The following is a 20,798-nucleotide window of genomic DNA, read 5'->3' as shown; positions in this document are numbered from 1 at the left end:
TCTCGCTTCTATTGTGCTTCGACCCTGGTCAATTGGCCGATGACCAATGTTTCACCGGCTGAGTTGCTCGACTTGTTGCCAACTACTTTAATGTACACGCGATTTTCATAGTAACCGGTGGTATGAGCTACCTCCAGCAGTTTTTTCGGCCATTCGCCCGCCCAGCGGTAACCGTCTCTTCTTTCTTGCTCAATTTCCAGAATGTTATGTTTAATCACACCATCGCGTCCCGAGAATATTGGAAGATTGGTGCCGATTTGATAGAACCGGTACCATGTCGTGCTTGAAGGATCTTCATAGAAGTATTGTCCTTGCGGATCGCCGGATACATATTTTACGCCTTCCAGCTTGACCTGATCAAGCCAATGCAAGGCGCCGCCAATAGCCTCTTTCACCTCCGGAGACGGGTTCGGCAAAGATATCAAATATTTCACGACTCCTACAGACTCGGAGCCCGAAATCGACGGATGTTCGTAAGAACGGGCTCCCATGGGTGTATAAGTGACCGGATCATGCTGCGCGCACCAGGCGGTCAGATTGCCCTCAACCTTGATCTGGGATTTCAAAATATAATTCAAACCTGCGCCCAAAGCTTCATTAATCCGCACAATAAGCTCGTCAGACGCCACATCGGAATTATACGGATATTGCTTCTTGGATACCATGGTTAGCACATTCATAACCCGAATCATGGCGTTATCGTTAAAAGTAACATAATCGGAATAGTTACCTCTGGCTGGATAGGCTTGCGGCCACCCTCCGCTCGGATACTGCGCTTCCAGCAAATATTCAAATCCCCTGAGTACGGAATCCTTGTACCGTTCGTCCCCTGTCTCTTTGTACATTACGGTCAGGAAAAGTATTTCATTGGTTGTAGCGTTATTGTCAATGGTGCCGATATAGCCATGCTGACTCGAATACCAGTCGGACTTTGCTTCCTGGCCGTCCCAGGCCCGGCTATACTTTTCCCGCATATTTTTGAACCAGGCGCCGTTCTCCATCTGCCAGCTCAGAAGATAATCGGCTTGCTTAATGTTTTTTACCGGGTCGCTAGAATAGTAAGGTTCTGTCTGATATGGAACACGATACGGATTCTCTACGATCTCCCGCTGGAATGTGGCATCCGGGTTTAATGCTTCTTGTATACGGACGACGGCAACCGTCTGTCCGTCTTTGTTCACCCGAGTGCTGACCTCGTTGACAGTCAAATTTGGCGTAAGATCGGAATTGAGAGACTCCCAGCTTCCCATCGCTGCCAATAATTGAAAATCGGTTGCGTCAAAGTAATTAAGTTTGCTATTAAAGGTGACTTCAATCGTATGGGCGTCCGTTGCTATCGCTCTCGTCATTTGCACAGGTCCATTCGGTGTGCTGTTCCCTTTGAGAACGACATATATCGTAAGCGGTGCGGCGGCATTGCCCGCCATATCCTTAGCGGATACTGTAATTGTATTTTTCCCTTGCTGCAAACTGACTTTCGTTGCGAAAGTCAAATCCCCGGACACTTTGGTTTCCTTGCCATTAACCCACACCGTTCCCGTTTCACTTAATCGGCCTGAAACCATATAAGGATTGGAAGTCGTATTATAGCTATTGTCGACTTTCTCTCCTTCCGGGTTATTCAACATGATGACAGGAGCTGTATTATCATAAACGACCCGTAATGAAACGGCACCCGTCATGTTGCTTGCGGGATCTGTCGCTTGAATGGCAAAAATGTTCTCTCCAAGCTCCAGTATCACCGTTGTTCGGAAAGTCAGATCGGAAGCCATCTCGATAGGCTGACCGTTCACCGTCACGGCTGCTTGCTTGTCCACTCGTCCCGATAAGGTGAATGTGGAACTGTTCACGATAGTATTCAACGGATCGAGTGTTACAACAGGGGCAGATACATCGCTTAACGGAATAATGCCGATCCGAAGCGGATTCCAGTTGTCATTGCCCTTTAATACATTTTGTACCGTGTACTGACTTGCTTCCTCCGACGTAAGCTGCTTCGACCAGCCCGCCCGCGCTTTCGGATTCGCTCCCGGACCCCGGCTGTTATACTCGGAGTACCTGGCGGTCTTCTCGTTTTCTTGGTTACTCCAATTGTTCCAGCCGTACGGTGCAATTGACGAGTCGATCTTCGTATCGATGAATGCGACCGCGGCATACGGACGCCAAGGCCTTCCAAAATAAACGTTCTGGATCCCTTCATCAGAGGTAATCTCCGAATTTAGGAACACGTACCCGTACGGTATATCCTCCGGCGTACTTGCGGCCGTCAACATTCCTCCGTTGCGTTTGCTGTGGATTTGGCATTGGTCGAACACTGCTGTAGATTGACCGAATATAAAATCAACATCCCCTTCAATGAAGCAGTTATTATAATAATGTCTTCCATTATTGGTGAACAAAGTATCCTGGTATCCGAGGAAACGGACATGGTCGAAGTAAGCTCGATCGCCTCTGACATAAGCGGCAACGGCCTGACCTGTACCCTGGCCGGAATCATTCTGGATCGTTACATTTTTCGCAATAAAATCGGTAGGATAAATAAAGAGACTCGAGCTTTTGGACGTACCCAGCGGAGCTCCGTCAGGGCCGAGTGTGTTGGCGTTGTCGTTATAGACAAGTACCGTGTCTTCCTGGCTCTCGCCTACAAAGCTCAGATTCGTCTTGCTGCTCGGAACATTCAGCTTCTCGCGGTATACGCCGTTTTTGATATAAATAACATGGCGTTTCGCACTGTAGTTCGGAGCTGCATCCACTGCCGCCTGCACCGTTGTGAAGTCACCCGTTCCGTCTTTCGCGACAACCACAACATCCGCCGGTGTTACCGCGATCGGTTCGGAGGAATAGCTTTCTCCCTGAGCGTTCATCGCCGTAATCACATAATCATACGTCGTGCCATTGCCCAAACCCACATCCTGGTAGTGTGTGCCAATGATACGGGAAGCGATGGTCTCATACTGACCGCTGTTGAAGGCTCCGCGTTTGATGGTATAATATTCTGCTCCATTCGCTTCTTGCCAAGTCAAGCCCACTTGGGCGTCTCCGGCAATCGCTTCTACACCTTGGGGAATCGCAGGCGCTCCGTTGCCCGGTGCAGGGACTACCTGAACGGATGCGGAATTGGCGCTTGCAGTCGACGGACTAGAGGCCGACACGACATAGTAATACCTTGTGCCGTTGCTAACCGTTGAATCTGTATATTCCGTTCCCGTTACACCGCTGACAACCCTCTCATAGTTTTTGCCATTCTCTGTACTGCGCTTCACATCATAGGCTTCTGCTCCTTCAACCGGGCTCCAACGGATTGTCGCCTGACCGTCGCCGCTTATAGCCGTCAGACCTGTTGGTGCGTTTAACGGCGCCATCGGCACAACAGCAGCAGCCGCAGAAGGAGCGCTTTCCCCGCTTAGACCGACAGAAGTGACCTTATAGTAGTAGGTTATACCGTTGTCCAGTCCGAAATCACGGTACCCGGTATCCGTTACATCGGCAACTGCCGTGTAGGGACCAGCAGGATTGGTGCTCCGGTAAAGCTTGTATGTGATAACCGGATACTCTTCAACCGGTGGATTCCAGGTTAGATCCGCCTGACTATTTCTGGGCTTGGCCGTAAGATTGGTCGGCACGCCGGACAAAATCGTGATCTCCGATTCCGCGGACGCTACAGTCGAAGCCACGGGGCTTCCCATTTGAATACATGAAAACAATACTAGCATGCATACAATAGCCGACAGCTTGTTTCTCATAAACTTCCTCCTCGTAATGAATAGTCAACATCATGTCGAAAACACGCAATTCGCGACCTACTTTTTAGAAACAAACTTCAATAGCGGTTTCTCGTTTGACTGTTAGCGGGGTACGGTTACAGTTACCGAAACCGTCGTCTCATTCCCGGCTTTATCGGTTGCGGTGTATGTAATCGTGTAAACGCGACCGGAACCGTTAGCCGCACGTTCTGCGCGCAGCATAAATGAAGTATCAAGAGTACCGTACTCTGCTCCTTGTATATCATTTGGCTTATCTCCCCCACCCAAGCCGTCGTCCGGTTCGTTGCTCGTTATGGAGGCCAGCACGACCGAATCGATCCCCGACATGCCATCGTCCGCATAGATGCTGGCATTTACGGTTTCCAACTGATGGTTCACCGGCAAGAGCTTTGTCTTGTCAAGCACGATACGAAGCGTCGGCGCCGTCTTGTCAATGTTGTTTACTGATGCTACTACCGTTCCTGTATTGCCCGCCCTATCCATGAATTCAAACGTAAAGCTGCCATTCTGACTGAACGTATAGCTGGAAGCCCCGTTGTTATTGGTTATCGTCACTTGCTCATTGGGCTCGATCGTGGCTATAACATCGTGGTTTGTCATCGCCACTGTGCTGTATACCACCTTGGCTGTCGGTGCTGTGGTATCTATGGCTAATCTGCGATAAGCCCATTCCGACCAAGCCCCCCGGGTATCCATCGTCCGAATTCGGATGCTCCAATTATCATTATCCTGCATGGCTGAAGCTTCATAGGACGTTCTGGTCTCGATCACTTCCCCGGTATCAAAAGCGGTCGTCTGCCAATTGTCCGTCGATCCTTGCACCTGATAAGCACGCTGTGCATCGCCGGCATCCGCATCACTGAAACTCCACGTGAATGTCGGAGTATTAACATTTAAATATTGGCCGTCTATATAAGATGACTGTGTCGTAACCGGCGGCGTATTCGGTAAGACATCGTTTTCAACATCTATAGCTTGTAGGAGAACCCACATGAAGTACAGGGTTTTAGCTGCTTTCTCCCGGGGTACCGTCAATTGCGGTTCAAGCTCTGTTCCGTTAACCATTTTCCCCCTGGAAATTCCTTTCTCGGAGCGGATGAGGCCGAGTTCATATGCATCCTTCACTTTTGAAACCAAGTGAGGGGCAATTTGCGCGGTATCCGTGATCTGCTCCCAGGAAACTAGAGGATAGTACATCACGCAGTTGCTCGCCGGATCCAGATACGGATCATAGCACGGGTCGCCTGGCGCCTCGGACGCTCCATTATAATCGGTCATGTACTTCGGCTTACTGGTGAACTTCGCATGATAGGCGTCATCCAAAATAGCTCCCATTACTTCCCTGGAAAGTTCCCCATTTGGGTAACCGGCGAATGTCGATTCTTCCACGTTCATCAGCTTGGAGATCGATACAACGAACTCGCTAACGGTCATCGCCATATCCGGATAAAAGTTTCCTTGAGCGTCCTTGCTCATCACCTTCAGCTGAATCAGCTTCTCAATCTGATTGCGGTAATAAGCATCTTCACCGGTCGTTGTATCGCCAGCCATTTCGGTGAAAACCTCCGACCAGCCCCCTGTTAATGCCGCTGATGCAACTTCCTCTTTAAGATAAGAAGCAAGTGCAGCTGACGTGGTATCGCCGGCTTGTCCCATTTTCACGAGTTCGGTAACAATGATCCGGGCAAATTGTTTCGCCAGCGCTTCTTTAAAGTGAGTCCCGTCAACCTTATTTGATGGATGACCGTTGGCGTAACTTCCGCCGCTCGTCATGCCGGGAGTTTCTCCCGCTTCAATCGACATGACGATGGCGGTCGTCGCCTCCACACCGATCTCATTATAATACTTTATACTCTCCGAATTAAGATCGATAAGCGTGACTCCCGATTCTTGCGCAGATCTTTTCATTATATCGGGGAACTTTCGATTCATAAATGAGTTCGTGTAGACATATCCCGGGGCCGCATCACCTCTGACTCTGGACATCGGTGTTACCAGAACCGGGATCATGCCCCTGGCGCGGATGGCAGGAAGGTATATTTCTTTAATATACGTTTCATACATCGCTTCTGTCGCCCCTCTGCCAAAACGTCTGAGCTCATCTGTACTCTCATCATTATGACCGAACTGAATGAACAGGTAATCCCCGATTTTGCCGCTCATTAATATATCATTCAGCCGGCCCTCAGTGTAAGCACTCTTGAACGAACGCCCGCCCATGGAGTAGTTAATCACATTCACTTTACGCAGGTTAAACATGGGGTCGATGACTTGGCCCCAGCCGCTCATTGGCGTTTCGTTGAAAATGTAGGATTTGACGGTTGAATCTCCGAGTGTGAATATCGTCGGAAGAGTTCCGTCCTCTCGCTGCACTGGCAGGATCGGCTGCAGAACAATTTCTTCAATGCCAACGGGGATCATCGTTTTGTTAGGCTCAATCTCAATATCCAGGTAGTCCCGACCATTTACATACGTATACTTCCACTCCTTGCCGCGTGCTTCAACAATATACTTTCTGGGCACCAGCTTGGCTGAATCCCATGAGCCACCGCCCAGCAGACGGCTAGTCTGCATTCCCGACACCGCTACCGTTGTGTCCGCAGCGTCGGATGTCGTTTTCACATACACGCTATATGCGCCGGGAGGGGCTTGAATACGGAAAGCCATGCCGTAGTTATTATAATTAGCTTTCTCTTGACTCGGTTCTGCAAAAAAAACAGGCTCCGTAATGTAAAAACCCGTTCCATCCGAAGTAATGGTAGCGATATGAACTTCCCTGGGCGGCATAGCGCTGGTCTCATTAACAAAACCATATCCGACAGATGAGTCATACAGCGGGGCCCCACCTTTTAACACATCATAGGTGACAGACTGATACCCGGGTTTTTCTTGGTTTGTGAAGTTGAATTTGTAGGACCTGTCCAATGATGTAAGAGTGTTTCCCTCTGCATTTCCAGTGATGGATGCTGCTGTCTCTGTACTAAAGCACGGTATCAGGACTGCGGCTAAAAGAAGAGATGACAGAGCGATATGCCAGAACTTTTTCAACAACTACACTTCCTTTCTTGATCGAATCATTTAAACAGCCGGCTGTCAGCTGGTTCGCTGTTCATTCGATCCATCCGCCCGACGCGTTCGGATTATAGTCGATGAAGCCTGTGGACGGTGTACCCCGGATGCTTGTTATCAATGATCGCGGCGGATAACGTCGCATCCTCCGCTTCGTAAATAACGTCTACCGGCGGTTCCGGCGGCTGTTCGCCCCCGCCCCCGCCGTTCCCCGGATCCTCCTCCGCCACGTATGGTGTGCCTGCGAGATAGGCGGGCTCCCCTTTGGATATGACGCAGCTGAAAGAAGAGAGTCTCTCTTCCGCGTTTCTCTTACCACCTATTTTGTTGTCCGATATTGCTCATTGATCTCTTCAATTACTTTGCCGCCGCCGTCTTTCAACCATTTATCAATCGCAGCCTGAAAGCCCGCTTCGTCCAGGTTGCCCATCATAAATCTGTAAGTAGCATCCGTTATAATCTGCTGGAGTTGAACACCCGACTGATCTCTCGTCGGGGAGTCGAAAGCCACCGCAGGGTCGTTAATCAGAATGTTGTTATTGTCGGCCATCGAATTGTTAGTCAATTGAGCCAACTCCGTATCCGCGTAACCGACCAACCCGTCGACTGTATCCGGACCGCCGATTCTCAAGCTTAGCAGCGGGCGAACCTCCCGATCGTTGATCGCCGCTTTCTCCGGGTCTTTAAACACCTTCGCTTGTCCGTCTACGATCTCATAATGCTCTCCCTCTATCCCGTAATTCAGTAAATTATAAATTTCCGGTTTCATCAGTTGATCGAAGAAAGCCAATACTTTCTTCAGCTCCTCTTCGCTCTTCACTGTCGATTTCGGGAATAAGACCATGTTCCCATACCCCGGAACGGACCATACGCCAACTTCTCCTCCCGGACCTTTGATCCTGTTTACAACATCCAAGACGGTTTCCGGCATCGACGCGGTCATGTCCCGCTGATACCCCGGGGCGGCGCAGATGCAGCCGATGAACATGCCGGCTTTCCCGGACTTGAACAAAGCCTCGTGATCCGGCTTGCTCGTAACCGGGAAATCGTGATTAATTAAGCCTTCGGATTGCAGCTTTCTGAAAAATTTCATCGTTTCCATGTAAGCCGGAAACATAAATTCCGGTCGAAGCTCCCCATTTTGCTCCCCCCAGTTATTCGGTGTACCGAAGTACGAACTGACGGTTTTAAATGCGCCGTACACGAGGTCGCTTCTGTCCGCCAAACCAATAGTGTCCTTCTGCTTGTCGCCGTCGGGATCTTGCTCTGTGAACGCTTTCATCATATTGTAAAGATCATCGATTGATTCCGGCCTTTTCAGACCCAATTTGTCCGCCCAATCCTTCCGGTAAATAACCCCCTGCCTGGATAAAGGCGTGGCCTGATAAATTCCGTAAATCTTACCGTCTACAGAACTGTTCTTCAATACGGCCGGATCCAGATTGCGTAAATAGGGGTATTCCTCCAGGTAAGGACCGATTTCCCAAAATTGTCCTTCGCGCAGCGGCTTTTTGAAATTGTTGTATATCGCCACGTTCCCTACATAAATGGCTTGAGGCATAGTATTGGTAGCCATCGACGAAAGCACCTTTTCTTCATATGCGGCATTCGGCACCCAGTTAATTTTCAACTTTGTATTCGTTTTTTGCTCAATCAACCGTAGAACTTTATCCTCCGGAAGCTCCGGCGTGTGAAGCACGGTCATGATACTCAGTTCGAAAGGCTTATCGGGTGTAGATTGTCCGCTCTCCGCCTTCGAATCTGCGTTCCCGCCTGGGTCCGCCGGTTTGGCGCCGCCCGAACAAGCCGCACTTATAACCAGCAATACAAGAGAACCTACGAGCGCGACCCACTGCCAGCTTCTTTTACGGTCGTTACTTGTTTTCGTCATTCGTTAGTGACCCCCTCTTTTCAATGGACAATAGGATGCTTGACTTACCACCCTATCGTACGCAAGAAAAGAGAAAACGCCTATAATCCGCAGATTTGCATTCCTGTATCCATTGCGGGGTTTCCAGACAAAAATGATGAAATGATTATGCCGGTTATATCAGTTTTTTCCTGAAGGGGTGTTGTAATCACAACGTTAAATTATGAAGATAAATTCGCAGTTGTTGAAAGGTATACAAATTTTCCATAATAAATGATGATTTTGAGCAAGTTATTCATCATATTAAGGATTGTTTGGAAAATAACAAAAAAAGTGAGTTTCTCGATATTTCATCAGCAATTCAGGTAATAAAGATAAAGGACGCCGTGTTAAAATCTTTAGAAACAAAAATATGCATTCAAATCAGTTGAGAAAGTAATTAAGTTTTCGCATATTAGGAAAAAGTCAATTTAAGGAAATATAATTAATTTGGAATAAATGTTGATGGATTATTACGAATACGATTTATGTTCATGTTCGACATTGGCGACAATTAGCGGGTGAACGCGTTCAAGCAAAAAGGTCAACCGGAGAAATGGTCCGGTTGACCTTTTTGTTGTTAGGAATCCAAAACGCCGTAGGATTGAATGAGTAGTCGAGGCTGCTAAAGTGATCCCATTTCAACCTCATTGCTTATGGGTTTAAGCTATCCTTAAAGCTAACATTTGAGAACTTCGCATAATTCAACTGCTCAATATCATTTGCAATATCATTGCTGTCTACGGCAAAACCAACATACACCGAATCCTTCATCGCTACGGTTTTCTCACCGATTAGTGTCCATTCTTTACCGTCTATTGAGCCATAAGCAGAGAAGGTATCTCCCTTGCGGCCAAGCTTGAGCCAGTAACCCTGTTCGACACCGCTGAGCTTGAATGGAATGTCCGGTACAAGCTGAATGCCTGCCTTCTCGGCTTTAGAAGCGCTGTCCAGTGTTTCGGTTAATTCGTTAAAGTTTCCACCTTTTTTTTCCCTTCCTGCCAAATAGACTGACCAGCAGTAAGCTTTGGAGATCTTCACCCAGGAAAGTCCCAGGGCTGCGGTTGCGCTGTCATCTTGCAAGCCATCGCGAAACATTAGGCCGTTGAACGCATGGTTGTCAACGGATCCAATTTCCTCTAGCTTAGCAGTGATCTCCATATCTCCAGTCACTTTCTTATAGACAAAATGGAAGTCATCTTTGGAAGCATCCGATTCTTCAGATTGTTCCGTGCTGCCCTCGCTCAAGCCAAGTTTTCCGTTCCCTTTTACGGTGATCACTTTGTTTGTCATGCTTGCAGAACCTGGGATGTCTGGAGTACCGATGTCGGCTGATGACCAATCTCCATCAGCTAATGTACTCTCATCTGTGTTGATATGAATGTTGGCTGCGGTGGTTTGAGTCGCATTTCCTTCTGAGTCCGTAATTCTAGCAGAAATGTAGTAAGAAGCATCCTGAAGTCCCTCGATGGTATATACATACTTGTTACCATCTAACACAGCGTCACCCAGGTAATCAGAGCCATTGTATACCGCTACCTTATCAATACGATGTCCGAATTTGGAAGATGCTTTAATTTCCACAGGTATCGATTTGCTTAATCGGAACTGCGCATTGTTCGCCGGTTTCGTCATTGTTGCATCAGGGTTTTCAGCTGCGTGACCCATATCTACAAGATCGCTCAGATAAAGCTCAAGCCAGGTATAGCCGCTGTCTGTGATAATTTTATATGCATTCTCGGTGTCCCAGATCCCTTTTTCCTTTTCCCATTTGTCGTCAATACCGTTTTGATTCATATCAAAATCTGAGGCATGCTGTTCTTCAATGACACCAAAGTCCGAGATGTATCCGCCAACCTCATGCTCGGTATTGATATATCTTCCGAGTCCCTTTTCCACTTCTGCAACAATTCTTGCATCAATGGCATCACGACGTGGATAGGTTGCACCTGCCTGCTGTAAAATGGTGTTCAGCAATTGGTCACTAGCATCCTGAACACCGTTTAGAACATAATCGTCAAACGCTGGATTGGTAATCCCGTTATTGACTCCTGTGCTGTCCGCGGAAAGATACGGTTTTGTTGCAAAGGTTGTTATACTGTCACCGCTGGTGTCGCCGGAATTCTTGACGTACTCTGACGTTCCACCCAACAAGCCTGTCTTCTCACCGTTAATCATATTCCCAGAGATGTAGAAACCGCCAAGTTTCTTAGATTCGCCTGCATCAATAACCTGATTGACAACACTGTCTCTTGTACCCGGTCCCGCAATCTCAATATTGTTCATAAAATTAGTAAAATTATAGCCTCCGCCATAAACCCCATTAAAGCCCCAGTTATAGATCACGTTGTTGGAGAATTGAAGCACGGCTACATGGTTTGCATCTGCAGCACCGCCATATCCGCCGCCGAGTCTTGGATTACGTGAGGTATGGTTCAAATAAAGATTGTGATGGAAGGTGGTTTTATCTCCGCCTGCAATACCACCGTAGCCATGTCTACCTTTCGAATGTCCCGAGAGCGTCAAGCTTTCTGAAATAATAGACCACTGAATTGTACCGTTCTCGCCCCTGTATGTGGAAAGGGTCTCATCCGTGTTCCAACTAAAGGAACAATGATCAAGGATGAAGTAGTTGTTGTCTCTTCCCCAAAGAGCATCCATGGAATCACTGCCGCTATATACATTCGATGCACCCGGACGGAAAGACAAATACCGGATTATGATGTTCTCTGAATTACTGATATTGGTTTCCCATCCTGCGACGGTAATGCCATTACCTGGTGCTGTTTGTCCGGCAATGGTCAGGTTTTTGATGTTAGCAAATCTTAAGGCATCCTTCAGTTCAATTGTTCCTGATACGTTAAAAACAATCGTTCGGCCCTCTTCTGGGGTAGTTACAATCCCATGACGAAGGGATCCTTCGATAGGTTCATCATTTTTGTTATAATCCTCAAGGTTGGTTACGATATATACGTCTCCGCCACGACCACCACTGGTATAGGCGCCACCACCTTCTGCACCGGGAAAAGCGACGATGGAAGCCCCCGAGAAATCGCTTTCATTAGACAGTGCTGAAATCAAACTGCCAGGTCGTACCGAGCCCATTGAAAATGCAATCGCAATACTTATGATGACGGCCAAGGCTCTTCTGAATCCCTTAATCTTACTTTTCATCTGGTTTTCTGCTCCCTTCAATAATGTAGTAAGCTTCACGCTGCTACTTTCAATCATTTTATACCTTTCAGGTATTTCGCACCTGCCAAAAAAAAATTTTTTTGCGCCAATTCTTGTACTTGGTCCATTGTGCTGTAGTATAGAATTAAGGTTTTATGAAAAGAGATGAGAAACACTTCACTGCGTATAGGGAAATCCGATTACCTTTATGGGGGTTTAGAAGTGAAAATCCAATACCAGCATCGCCATCAATCGTTTCACACATTTATATCCTCCGATAATACCTATCCCCTTCATCTGCATAAACATGTTGAAATCACAATAGTCCTATCTGGCAAGATTTATATAACCATCAATCAGAAGGAATATCTTCTTTCTGAAGGAGACATAGTGGTTATTTTCCCCAATCAACCCCACAGCTACAAAACAACTGAGAGCAGTCGGATCCTGCTGGTTTTTTTCGATGCTGCATTCCCGGGGGATTTTACGGGAGATTTAACGAAGCTTATTCCAAATAACCCGATGGTTCCCAAGGAGGACTTGGTTTATAACGTCTCGAACATGCTGAAAGCATTATACGAACGTTATACGGAAAATTGTGATAACCGTTTACTCAAGGCTTACACCTCTGTCATATTAGGACATGTTCTGCCGTTATTATCCCTGAAAAAAATAGAATACACCCTATATCTGGATAGTATTCAAAGAATTCTTGCCTATGTGGACCTTCACTTCTTGGAGCCTGTAACCCTGGATATGGTTTCAAGAGAATTGGGAATCAGCAAATTTCTTATCTCACGAATCTTCTCTGACCAACTCCATACATCATTTCGTGATTATGTGAATGGCAGGCGGGTAGCCCTTGCCCAGATGCTGCTGCTATCTACCACGAACCCGGTCACTGAGATAGCGTTCGACTCAGGATTTAACAGTTTGCGTACGTTTTATCGTGCCTTTAATAAGGAGTATGGGATCACACCCAATGAATACCGCAGGAACGCCCAGGAGGTGATATAAGTTCCCCCTTCAATCAAAGAGGAGAGGGAAAAGGAATTGCAAAAGTTTGGCTCAATTATAATTACAAAACAAAGGCTGGTCCTGCTAAATTTGCAAGACCAGCCACCTCGACAGTTTTTCTTTTGACTTGCAATCGGTGTTACTCCATCTCTACCATACTTCCTTCACCATAATTAGACGTATCTATTTACGATTGGGTTGCGTTAAACTACCGTTAGCGCAACAATGGGCTGATCATTCATACCGTTTTCATTGTTCAACATTCACAAAAATGATAAAAAACCGCATGGTCTATGGTGCTCGCAAAGAAACCTTGAGAAATGCGGATCCGATCCGCTTCTTTTTTTGGCAATGAAAAAAGCCCGCGAATGCGGGCTGTCTCCTCTTCAGTTCATTCAGCTTCCGGAAAGACGATACACACTTTAGTTCCTTTTCCGGGCTCACTCTCGTACTTCAGCGTGGCGTTCATCGCCTCCAGCAAGCGAAATGTCACCATCAGCCCTAAACCGGTTCCTTGTGCCTTCGTCGTATAGAATGGGCTTCCGAGTTTTTGGAGTTGCTCTGAAGTCATTCCTTCCCCTGAATCGGAAACAAACACACTCACTTTTCCGCCCGACGAACATGTCTCCACATGAAGCGTCCCTCCGTCAGGCATGGCTTCGATAGCGTTTTTTAAAATGTTGATCAGCGCTTGCTTGAGCTTGCTTTTGTCGCCGCTTACGTACAGGTTTTCGCCAATCCCGCTGGTTATCTCCACCCGGTTCATAGATGCGTACGACGAAACGATTTTCAAAACGCTGGTCATTTTTTCTGAAACGCTAATTTTACCGACATTATTTAACTGCGGTTTCGCAAAGTCCAAGTAATCGCTCAGCACGGATGCGGCCCGATCCAATTCCGCAATGGCTATTTCCATGTACCTGCGAAGCTTTTCGTCAGCTGAACTCTTTCCAAGCTGAAGAAAACCTCGGACGACCGTCAACGGATTTCTAACCTCATGCGCGATGGAAGCCGCCATCTCGCTTATGAGGGCAAACCTTTCGGATCGATGCATTTGCATTTTCAAAGAAAAATTCTCTCTAATAATTTCAATGACGTTAATAGTGAGCACAATCGACAACCAGGCAAATAAAAATAACACCGCATAAAATCCCCAACCGAAAAAGGTTCTTTCTGAGAAAAAATACCATAGGGAGAGACTTAAAAAGTAAGCGTAAGAAATCAGTCCAACACCGATTTCAATTTTTTGAAAACGTCCAGATTGCGTGTATTTATTTTCCAAAAAAATACAAGGCGCCGCGATGAGCAACGAGGCTATCAAAAATCCTAGACTTGGATAAAATCCCGCCAACAGGGAGAGCCGATAAATCGAAATCAATGACGCTGAAATCCCGCCCCCCAAAATGCCTCCGTACAAAAAACCGATAGTGAAAGGAATCCACCGCATATCCACCAGAATAAGACTTTCACTAAGATGCAAAGGAAAGTTCATGCACAAAATGCCCGTAATTCCCGCAAAAAAGCCGATCACAATTTGTTGATGGCTCCTTTTTTTCAAGGGGCGAATTTCCATAAAAACCAATTGATAAGCCAAAATCGGCAATAGCACTATACCAACGTTCACAATCAGTTCTTTTATCATCAACGTTGCTCCTCGGGAAATTGATCAGCTTACCGAATTATAACAGAATTGTGGAAGTTTTTGTCGAACAGTTTTTTGGAAAAATGTTACTGATAGTCGTGGAATGTAGAAAAGGACGGTTGTAGTCTGCCCTGTTGCCTTTTCCTCTCTACTCAAAACAAAAAGGCCGCTTTTGAAGCAGGCCACTAAAAAAGTCCTAGATTTTTTTGAGCACCGCTGATTTTTTACTCTGAAGAAAAAAGAAAACATACAAAAGACCGTTTAAAGCCATTTCACAGGCAAAAAACGATCTATTTGCATCAACTTTTATATGGCGTCCTACTTTTTCAGTGGCCGTCTCATTGTGGTCGGCTGCCTCAACCTAGCAGAGTTTATGCCAAATGAGCATATTCGCCTGCGCCTTCCTTATATACGATTTCAAACGCCCATTCCGCATATTGTGCTCCAAACGCTTCCACCGCTTTCACTAGCTCCAATAATCCGTCAGGATCCGTCTCATGTATAACGGCATGATTTACAACCGTGATCCGTTTGTGTCTAGTCCCCGGCGCGTGCTCGAGCGTCATTGCGAAAAAATCGTCGATACCGACCCAAAAACAACAGTTTTCAAATATATAACGGTCCTTCCAATTTGGACTGTTCAGGTTTTGTAAATTTCTTCTAACCATTGTTTGCAAATCCCACATATCCAGCTTGTTCCCATCCGGATCATAAAGCTGGAATTGATAACCGCAGCCTTCCCGGTCCAGAATGTGTTCCTGGACTTTATGGCCTTGCGCTTTGAGTTGGCCATGCGTCATTTCCAGCTCATTGATCTCGATCATGGCAATCGCCATATGCTGGATTTCCCCCGCGCCAGTATAGAAATTCAGCGTTTTCCCCGGTTCCATCGATCTCAGAAAATGAAATTCTTCCCCGCGTCCGGTTACGGGTTGCCCCGAGTCGTTTATATTTACACCCAGGTTGACGTACCATTTGCGAGTAACTTCAGGATCAGTAACCGGGAAAAATAATATAGCAACTCCTATAAACGCCGGCACACCATCCCTTAATGGTTGTGTTTCCGCGCCAGCACGCTGCCATACCTGAAACTTGTTTCTTTGAGGATCTCGATAAATGAAAGAGGCTCCGCTCTCGTCTCGTTGCATCGGCTCCAATTCGACCTGAGCCTCGGTCAGACGTGCGTATAATTCTTCAATCGCATCAGTTTCAAAACGTACGGCAAACATTTCATAAGGCTCTCCTGGAACCCATTCATCCGTCATGAAATTGCAGGTCAACCCTTTTTCTTTCGTAGTCTCCCAAATGACGCCGCATGTTCGTGTTCCCGCTGAGTTGAATAGATTCTCATACCAGTTAGATATGGTTTCGCTGTCATCAACAGGTAAATAAAGACACCCTACACTATTAAATACGATTTTCGTATTCAACGACAAATCTGCATTTATCATTTCGCGATCATTCCTTTCGAATATTTTTTCTTGATTTATCAATTTACCGTTTTTGGAATCATAACTGGTGACTGAACAAATTGAAATGTTAGATCAAGAGGTTGCCAAGAGAGTTAGTTCATATCAGGAAGACGTTGAACGCCTGGACTCCATACCAGGAATTGCTCCTCGGATGGCTGAACAGATCCTAGCTAAACTCGGAACAAACATTGAGAAACAGTTTCCAAGCGCCGCTCACTTATGTTTTTGGGCAGCTTTAGTCTCTGGGCATAATGAGAGCGCAGGCAAACGAAAGTCTTCCAAAGGCAAAAAGGGAAACAAGTATTTAAGATCTGCATTAACAGAAGCAGCGCATTCAGTAGGGCATCTAAAAACTACCTTGGTGCGATGTATCGGCGAGCACTTGCTAAAAAAGGAAGGAAACGAGCAGCTATTGTAGTTGTGCAAGCCATATTACGATTGCGTATTACCTTCTGACGAGAAAGAAATGTATGTGGACTTAGGCGAAGACTATTTTGATAAGAAAAAGCAAGCAGCTGTTGTATGCAATTCGGTTCGAAGACTAGAAAGCTTAGGGTTTGCCGTTACCATTTCAGAGGTTTCCTAACCCTTAATTCACCTAAAGTAATATTGATTTCATTCAGGCGCTGTACTTTTTAAAAAATTAACGAACTGCGTCTCTCTTTAGTTTTGCCTTTTTTACTAGTCACTGCGATATGAATTTTCATGGTAGTTCAATAAAAAAATTGTCTTTTTTTATAATTATTGCTGGCAAAGTTGAAACTTGTTACCATCAGGGTCCAAAATTTCTAAGTCTGTTCCGCAGCTATCTCTATCCCTTAAAACGATATCTCCAAATTCTACATTAATGGCTTTCAAACTCTTAAAAACAGCCTGTCTATCCTCAACAAGTATGCAAAATGCAGGCTGATGATACCCCTCTTTATTGTGAAAACTTAATGGTCTCTTATCATTACTTTTAATTAAGAAAAAATTATATCCTGAACCTGTTCTTAACGAAACCATATCCTTTCCTGGAATAAGTGGCTGAGAGTATCCAGCTACTTCCATGTTAAAGTTTTTTTATGTACCATAGAGCAGATTCATACGGATTTGATACTGGGATGTAGATACATGCTAATCCCTTTAGAACGGGTCCATTTGTCTGAATACTCATCATTACATTCCTCTTTCTACTTTAGATCGAATAGAGCTATTAAGCTATCACGCAGTTTAATACAAATACTATAACAATTGATGGAATATATAGGAAGATGGAATTTATGAGTTATTGAACATAACTGCCAGTTACTTTAATGAAAAAAAGCAGACTGCCGCTGCAATCTGCTTCATTCCACTATCGTTCCCCGTTAGCGCAACGATCCATCATCAATATCATCATAAGCATCTCCAAGTGATTCAAAATCCTCTTTCAGCCAGTACCATCGTTCACCGTTATTTTGAACCAATTGATTCAGTAATTCAGTAAACGATCTAGCTATTACGGGACATTCTCCCACAACTCCGTGTCTATCCCAAAAACTATCGTAACACTTCCCTAGTCGCTTCTGATGTAAATCAATAGAAATGTAGTCACCATTTCCGTCATGGACAACTATAAACCAATGGGAAGATATGTCCCCCTCAACATGTTCTCCTACGATGACTGGATTGGATAAGGTGAACTCGTTAGGCGGAACGATTTGGCAGTTATAATCTTTGTTTTCAAAAAGCATCACGCCTCCACAAAGCTCATAAAAACGTTTAAGATCTGGAGGAAGGTTATATCCTTCATCTGTTCGCGGCAAACCAGTTGGCGGACTGACTCTGCAGTTTGGTAAGCTAGCTATTTGTCGTAATAATTCCTCTATGTTCTTCAGGCGATTTCATTCCTCTCCAGGTTTACACTATCGTATCCGTTAGTTGAGCGACAAAGAAGGCAAGTTTTTATAGGTCGTCGATAATAGCCCGCCGCGGCGGTGTTATATGAAGGACTTGCCTTCTTGCTTGCTTACAAATAGTATTTATCCATCAGTTCTATTAATTTATTCTTTAGCTTCTCCATAATTTCTTTGTGTTTCTCTAAATCCCAGTCCAATTACCGCAAGCGCGCACCATTACCGTCTTTAATTCTCTAAGATCGGTCTGAATCGGGCTTGAAGAATCCTTTGAGCTGACGACTCACCAAAAGGCGCACCACATTGCCGGACATCCTCTACAACTCTGTGGTAATCATAGCTCAACCTGTGATTCTCTACATTCCATTTTTGTCCATTCCATGTCACACTTGCATATCCGGCTCGATGATCTCCATCAAATGGAAATCCAACTGAATCAATGATGCTATATCGCTGACCGCACGGAACGCCATAGGCTGCGTAGTGAAGGTGTCCTGCGACAATCAGATTGGCCTTCGCATCCCCCAGAAGTGTCTTGGCCTCCTCTTCTGGAGTCATCGTCCGAAGACTGAACGGAACAGGTTGAAGAACCAATATACCGGTCACATCAGTAGGTGTTGCGTGCACAATGAGAAGATCATCTTCCGGAGACTGCCCTCCTGGTGGAGTTATTCTGTACTCAAAGGGCAGACTCTTCAGATAGCTCAAGCCATCTGTTCCTAACTTCTCTCTCACCCAGTCCAGTCTTTCCTCGGAGTACTGTTTATCAAAGACCAACAGGTCTGTGTTCCCGTAAATCGTGGGAACGCCCAGATTCCTTATCATGTCAAGACTTTCGGCGGGGCGTGGTCCGTTCAGCACTAAGTCGCCAGCGACCACCAGACTGTCATATGGTCGGTTTTGAAGATTCTCAAGAACAGCGTTGAGTGCAGCCACGTTGCCGTGAATATCTGCGATTACTACAACTGTATATGACGAGGAATGATTCATTTCAAGCCTCCTAATCTGTGTGATGACGAGGTGTGGTTTTTGCGCGCGATATTAAGGTTTTGATTTTCTGGTTTTGGGCCGCTTGCGTGTAACGTTCTTGCATTCACGAACGGCTTAAGCTGCCGTCCGATCTAGCGAAGCGATCGGTCTTGCCGGGTCATCAGACTTAGCCAGTGCAGGGTTGTCTGCCTGTTTCCGCTCCCTCGAAAATCCCTCTGGCAGACCAAGGGCGTCAGCCCAAAACGTGAATGCGGTGTTAGACGAAGCTCTTGGCATCCTCGAATATGCTTGACATCAGCTATTTATCTCACTGCATATTATGTTAACTATTTCCTCAACAGGTAGTGAGCCGTCAATAATCAGATCCGAACTCGGTTTTGTAGTCTTCAACATACTTTCATATCCGCTTCTCCCGCGAGATAAATAATTACTTAAATCACCTAAAATAGCATCTGCATTCATGTTTCTAAAATCTCTTAATATTCTCCTTGCCATTGCTATGTCAAGAGGTGTATCTATGAAAATAGTCAGATCAATGTTTTTCAATTTATCGTGTAGTCTTGCAAATGGATAATCTAATATTATGAACTCAATATCTTCTGAAGAAATAAGATTCCTCAAATCAGAAATTAATGGCTCTAAGTCCCACTCATTACAGTCAGCACCCCGCGTAACCCAGTTTATTATATCGTCGGGTCCTGTTAAGTCATATTCATCGAAAAATAAAGTCTTTGAGTTATTTAGCACTTGACTCAAACGGGATGTAATAGTGGTTTTACCTCCACCTGATACTGCTGCAATTGCAATTATTTTAGGTTTTATATTTTCCATTGTTCTTCAAACCCCGGGGCATACTGCTTTATTTTTATTTTAAGAGTTTCGTCTAACGTCTTATTTACGAACTTCGTGAACTTTCTATATTTAAAGTATTGGCGAAGTGAATTAAACTATCCTGCTGCCCGATAGTTGAGCAGGCTGCCGATGATTCCGACAGCCTGCTCGTCATGGTGCTATCGTAAACCGTTAGCGGAACAACCCATTGAGACTATAAGTGCTCCAGAAAGTTTTCTAATGCTAGTTTCCATTGCCCATTAAAATTCTACACTGCCCGATAGTTGAGCAGGCTGCCGATGATTCCGACAGCCTGCTCGTCATGGTGCTATCGTACCCGTTAACATTCCTGTAGGTGTTAGTAGATTCGATTTGCAGAAAAACGAACGCCCCGCTAGGATGAGTATGTACTGGGTTGTAGCCCTCAGAACTCACCTTAGGAGGCGTTAACATGAAGTCTAGACTAATTAAAGCTCAAAATCAACGTGTAGAACGTATTTCTACTTTCACCCTTGTCATAGGCATCGACATTGCCAAGGAGAAACATGCTGCTCAAGCTATTAACTTCCGAGGTATTGTCCTCACCAAGCGCCCAATTATGTTTTCGAACGACCATGCGGGCTTTGAGCATTTAATAAGCAGCATTCGTAAATTACAGAAAATGCACAACTTGAATGACGTCGTTGTGGGAATGGAAAGTACCGTTCACTACTGGTTCAATATCGCCAATTGGTTAATGAAACAAGGGGTTTCAGTTGTTCTTGTCAACCCAATGACGACCAAACGCAATAAGGAGAACAGAGACAATTCCCCCTCAAAGAATGACCCAAAGGACGCTTTGGTCATTGCCGATGCAGTGAGCCGCGGGTTCTACACGCCCTTCTCTCCAAAGGAAGAAACATTCCGCCGCATCCGGGTTATTGTTACAAACAGAGAGCACTGGGTTGTTAAATCAGGGCGGATTAAGAACAGAATCCACCGCTGGCTGGATATCCGTTTTCCAGAATACAGACAAGCGTTCGATGAGATTTTTAGCCCTCGTTCATTAGCTAC

Annotated in this window: 14 protein-coding genes; 3 read left to right on the top strand and 11 right to left on the bottom strand. The window is 45.7% G+C overall.

Annotation, left to right across the window (positions count from 1 at the left end; translation table 11 throughout):
* Window positions 1-8: 8 nt before the first annotated feature.
* The 5 genes from pelA to DFP97_RS15090 form a co-directional block, all read right to left on the bottom strand.
* Window positions 9-3,743: a pectate lyase gene (gene pelA / locus DFP97_RS15105; RefSeq protein ID WP_114381034.1), complete on the bottom strand. Its 3,735-nt coding sequence runs from the start codon at window positions 3,741-3,743 to the stop codon at window positions 9-11.
* Between the two features lie 102 nt (window positions 3,744-3,845).
* Complete coding sequence (locus DFP97_RS15100; RefSeq protein ID WP_245976273.1) at window positions 3,846-6,812, bottom strand: glycoside hydrolase family 78 protein; 2,967 nt, start codon at window positions 6,810-6,812, stop codon at window positions 3,846-3,848.
* Between the two features lie 92 nt (window positions 6,813-6,904).
* A complete protein-coding gene (locus tag DFP97_RS30760) occupies window positions 6,905-7,063 on the bottom strand; it encodes a hypothetical protein (protein WP_181873536.1) in 159 nt (52 codons plus the stop codon).
* 89 nt (window positions 7,064-7,152) lie between these two features.
* Window positions 7,153-8,724, bottom strand: a complete 1,572-nt coding sequence (locus DFP97_RS15095; protein WP_114381033.1) for an extracellular solute-binding protein — start codon at window positions 8,722-8,724, stop codon at window positions 7,153-7,155.
* 672 nt (window positions 8,725-9,396) lie between these two features.
* On the bottom strand, window positions 9,397-11,916 hold the full coding sequence (locus DFP97_RS15090; RefSeq protein ID WP_147275062.1) for a hypothetical protein: 2,520 nt from the start codon (window positions 11,914-11,916) through the stop codon (window positions 9,397-9,399).
* A gap of 222 nt (window positions 11,917-12,138) precedes the next feature.
* Here DFP97_RS15090 and DFP97_RS15085 point away from each other — a divergent pair, with 222 nt between their 5' ends.
* Window positions 12,139-12,933: an AraC family transcriptional regulator gene (locus DFP97_RS15085; RefSeq protein WP_181873535.1), complete on the top strand. Its 795-nt coding sequence runs from the start codon at window positions 12,139-12,141 to the stop codon at window positions 12,931-12,933.
* A gap of 391 nt (window positions 12,934-13,324) precedes the next feature.
* On the opposite strand, the gene DFP97_RS15080 is transcribed toward DFP97_RS15085, so the two are convergent.
* Both DFP97_RS15080 and DFP97_RS15075 read right to left on the bottom strand, forming a co-directional pair.
* Window positions 13,325-14,575 (bottom strand): ATP-binding protein, encoded by a 1,251-nt coding sequence (locus tag DFP97_RS15080; protein ID WP_114381030.1) that lies wholly within the window; start codon window positions 14,573-14,575, stop codon window positions 13,325-13,327.
* A 371-nt stretch (window positions 14,576-14,946) separates the two neighbouring features.
* A complete protein-coding gene (locus DFP97_RS15075; protein ID WP_114381029.1) occupies window positions 14,947-16,026 on the bottom strand; it encodes a VOC family protein in 1,080 nt (359 codons plus the stop codon).
* A 67-nt stretch (window positions 16,027-16,093) separates the two neighbouring features.
* Between DFP97_RS15075 and DFP97_RS15070 the strand changes: the two genes are divergently transcribed.
* Window positions 16,094-16,465 (top strand): IS110 family transposase, encoded by a 372-nt coding sequence (locus DFP97_RS15070; protein WP_245976271.1) that lies wholly within the window; start codon window positions 16,094-16,096, stop codon window positions 16,463-16,465.
* Between the two features lie 323 nt (window positions 16,466-16,788).
* Here DFP97_RS15070 and DFP97_RS15065 read toward each other — a convergent pair whose 3' ends face one another.
* The 4 genes from DFP97_RS15065 to DFP97_RS15050 all read right to left on the bottom strand — a co-directional run bounded on the left by DFP97_RS15065 (window position 16,789) and on the right by DFP97_RS15050 (window position 19,745).
* On the bottom strand, window positions 16,789-17,097 hold the full coding sequence (locus DFP97_RS15065; protein WP_147275061.1) for a VOC family protein: 309 nt from the start codon (window positions 17,095-17,097) through the stop codon (window positions 16,789-16,791).
* Between the two features lie 299 nt (window positions 17,098-17,396).
* Window positions 17,397-17,906, bottom strand: a complete 510-nt coding sequence (locus DFP97_RS15060) for an SMI1/KNR4 family protein (RefSeq protein ID WP_114381027.1) — start codon at window positions 17,904-17,906, stop codon at window positions 17,397-17,399.
* 246 nt (window positions 17,907-18,152) lie between these two features.
* Window positions 18,153-18,914, bottom strand: a complete 762-nt coding sequence (locus tag DFP97_RS15055; protein WP_114381026.1) for a metallophosphoesterase family protein — start codon at window positions 18,912-18,914, stop codon at window positions 18,153-18,155.
* Window positions 18,915-19,208: 294 nt separating this feature from the next.
* Complete coding sequence (locus DFP97_RS15050; protein ID WP_114381025.1) at window positions 19,209-19,745, bottom strand: nucleoside/nucleotide kinase family protein; 537 nt, start codon at window positions 19,743-19,745, stop codon at window positions 19,209-19,211.
* Window positions 19,746-20,196: 451 nt separating this feature from the next.
* On the opposite strand from DFP97_RS15050, the gene DFP97_RS15045 reads away from it, so the two are divergent.
* A partial coding sequence (locus DFP97_RS15045) for an IS110 family transposase (protein ID WP_147275060.1) occupies window positions 20,197-20,798 on the top strand: 602 nt, incomplete at its 3' end.

Source organism: Paenibacillus prosopidis (genome assembly GCF_003337375.1).
Classification (GTDB): domain Bacteria; phylum Bacillota; class Bacilli; order Paenibacillales; family Paenibacillaceae; genus Pristimantibacillus; species Pristimantibacillus prosopidis.
The sequence above is the reverse complement of the archived record's forward strand: the minus strand, read 5'-3'. Positions and strand labels throughout refer to the sequence as shown.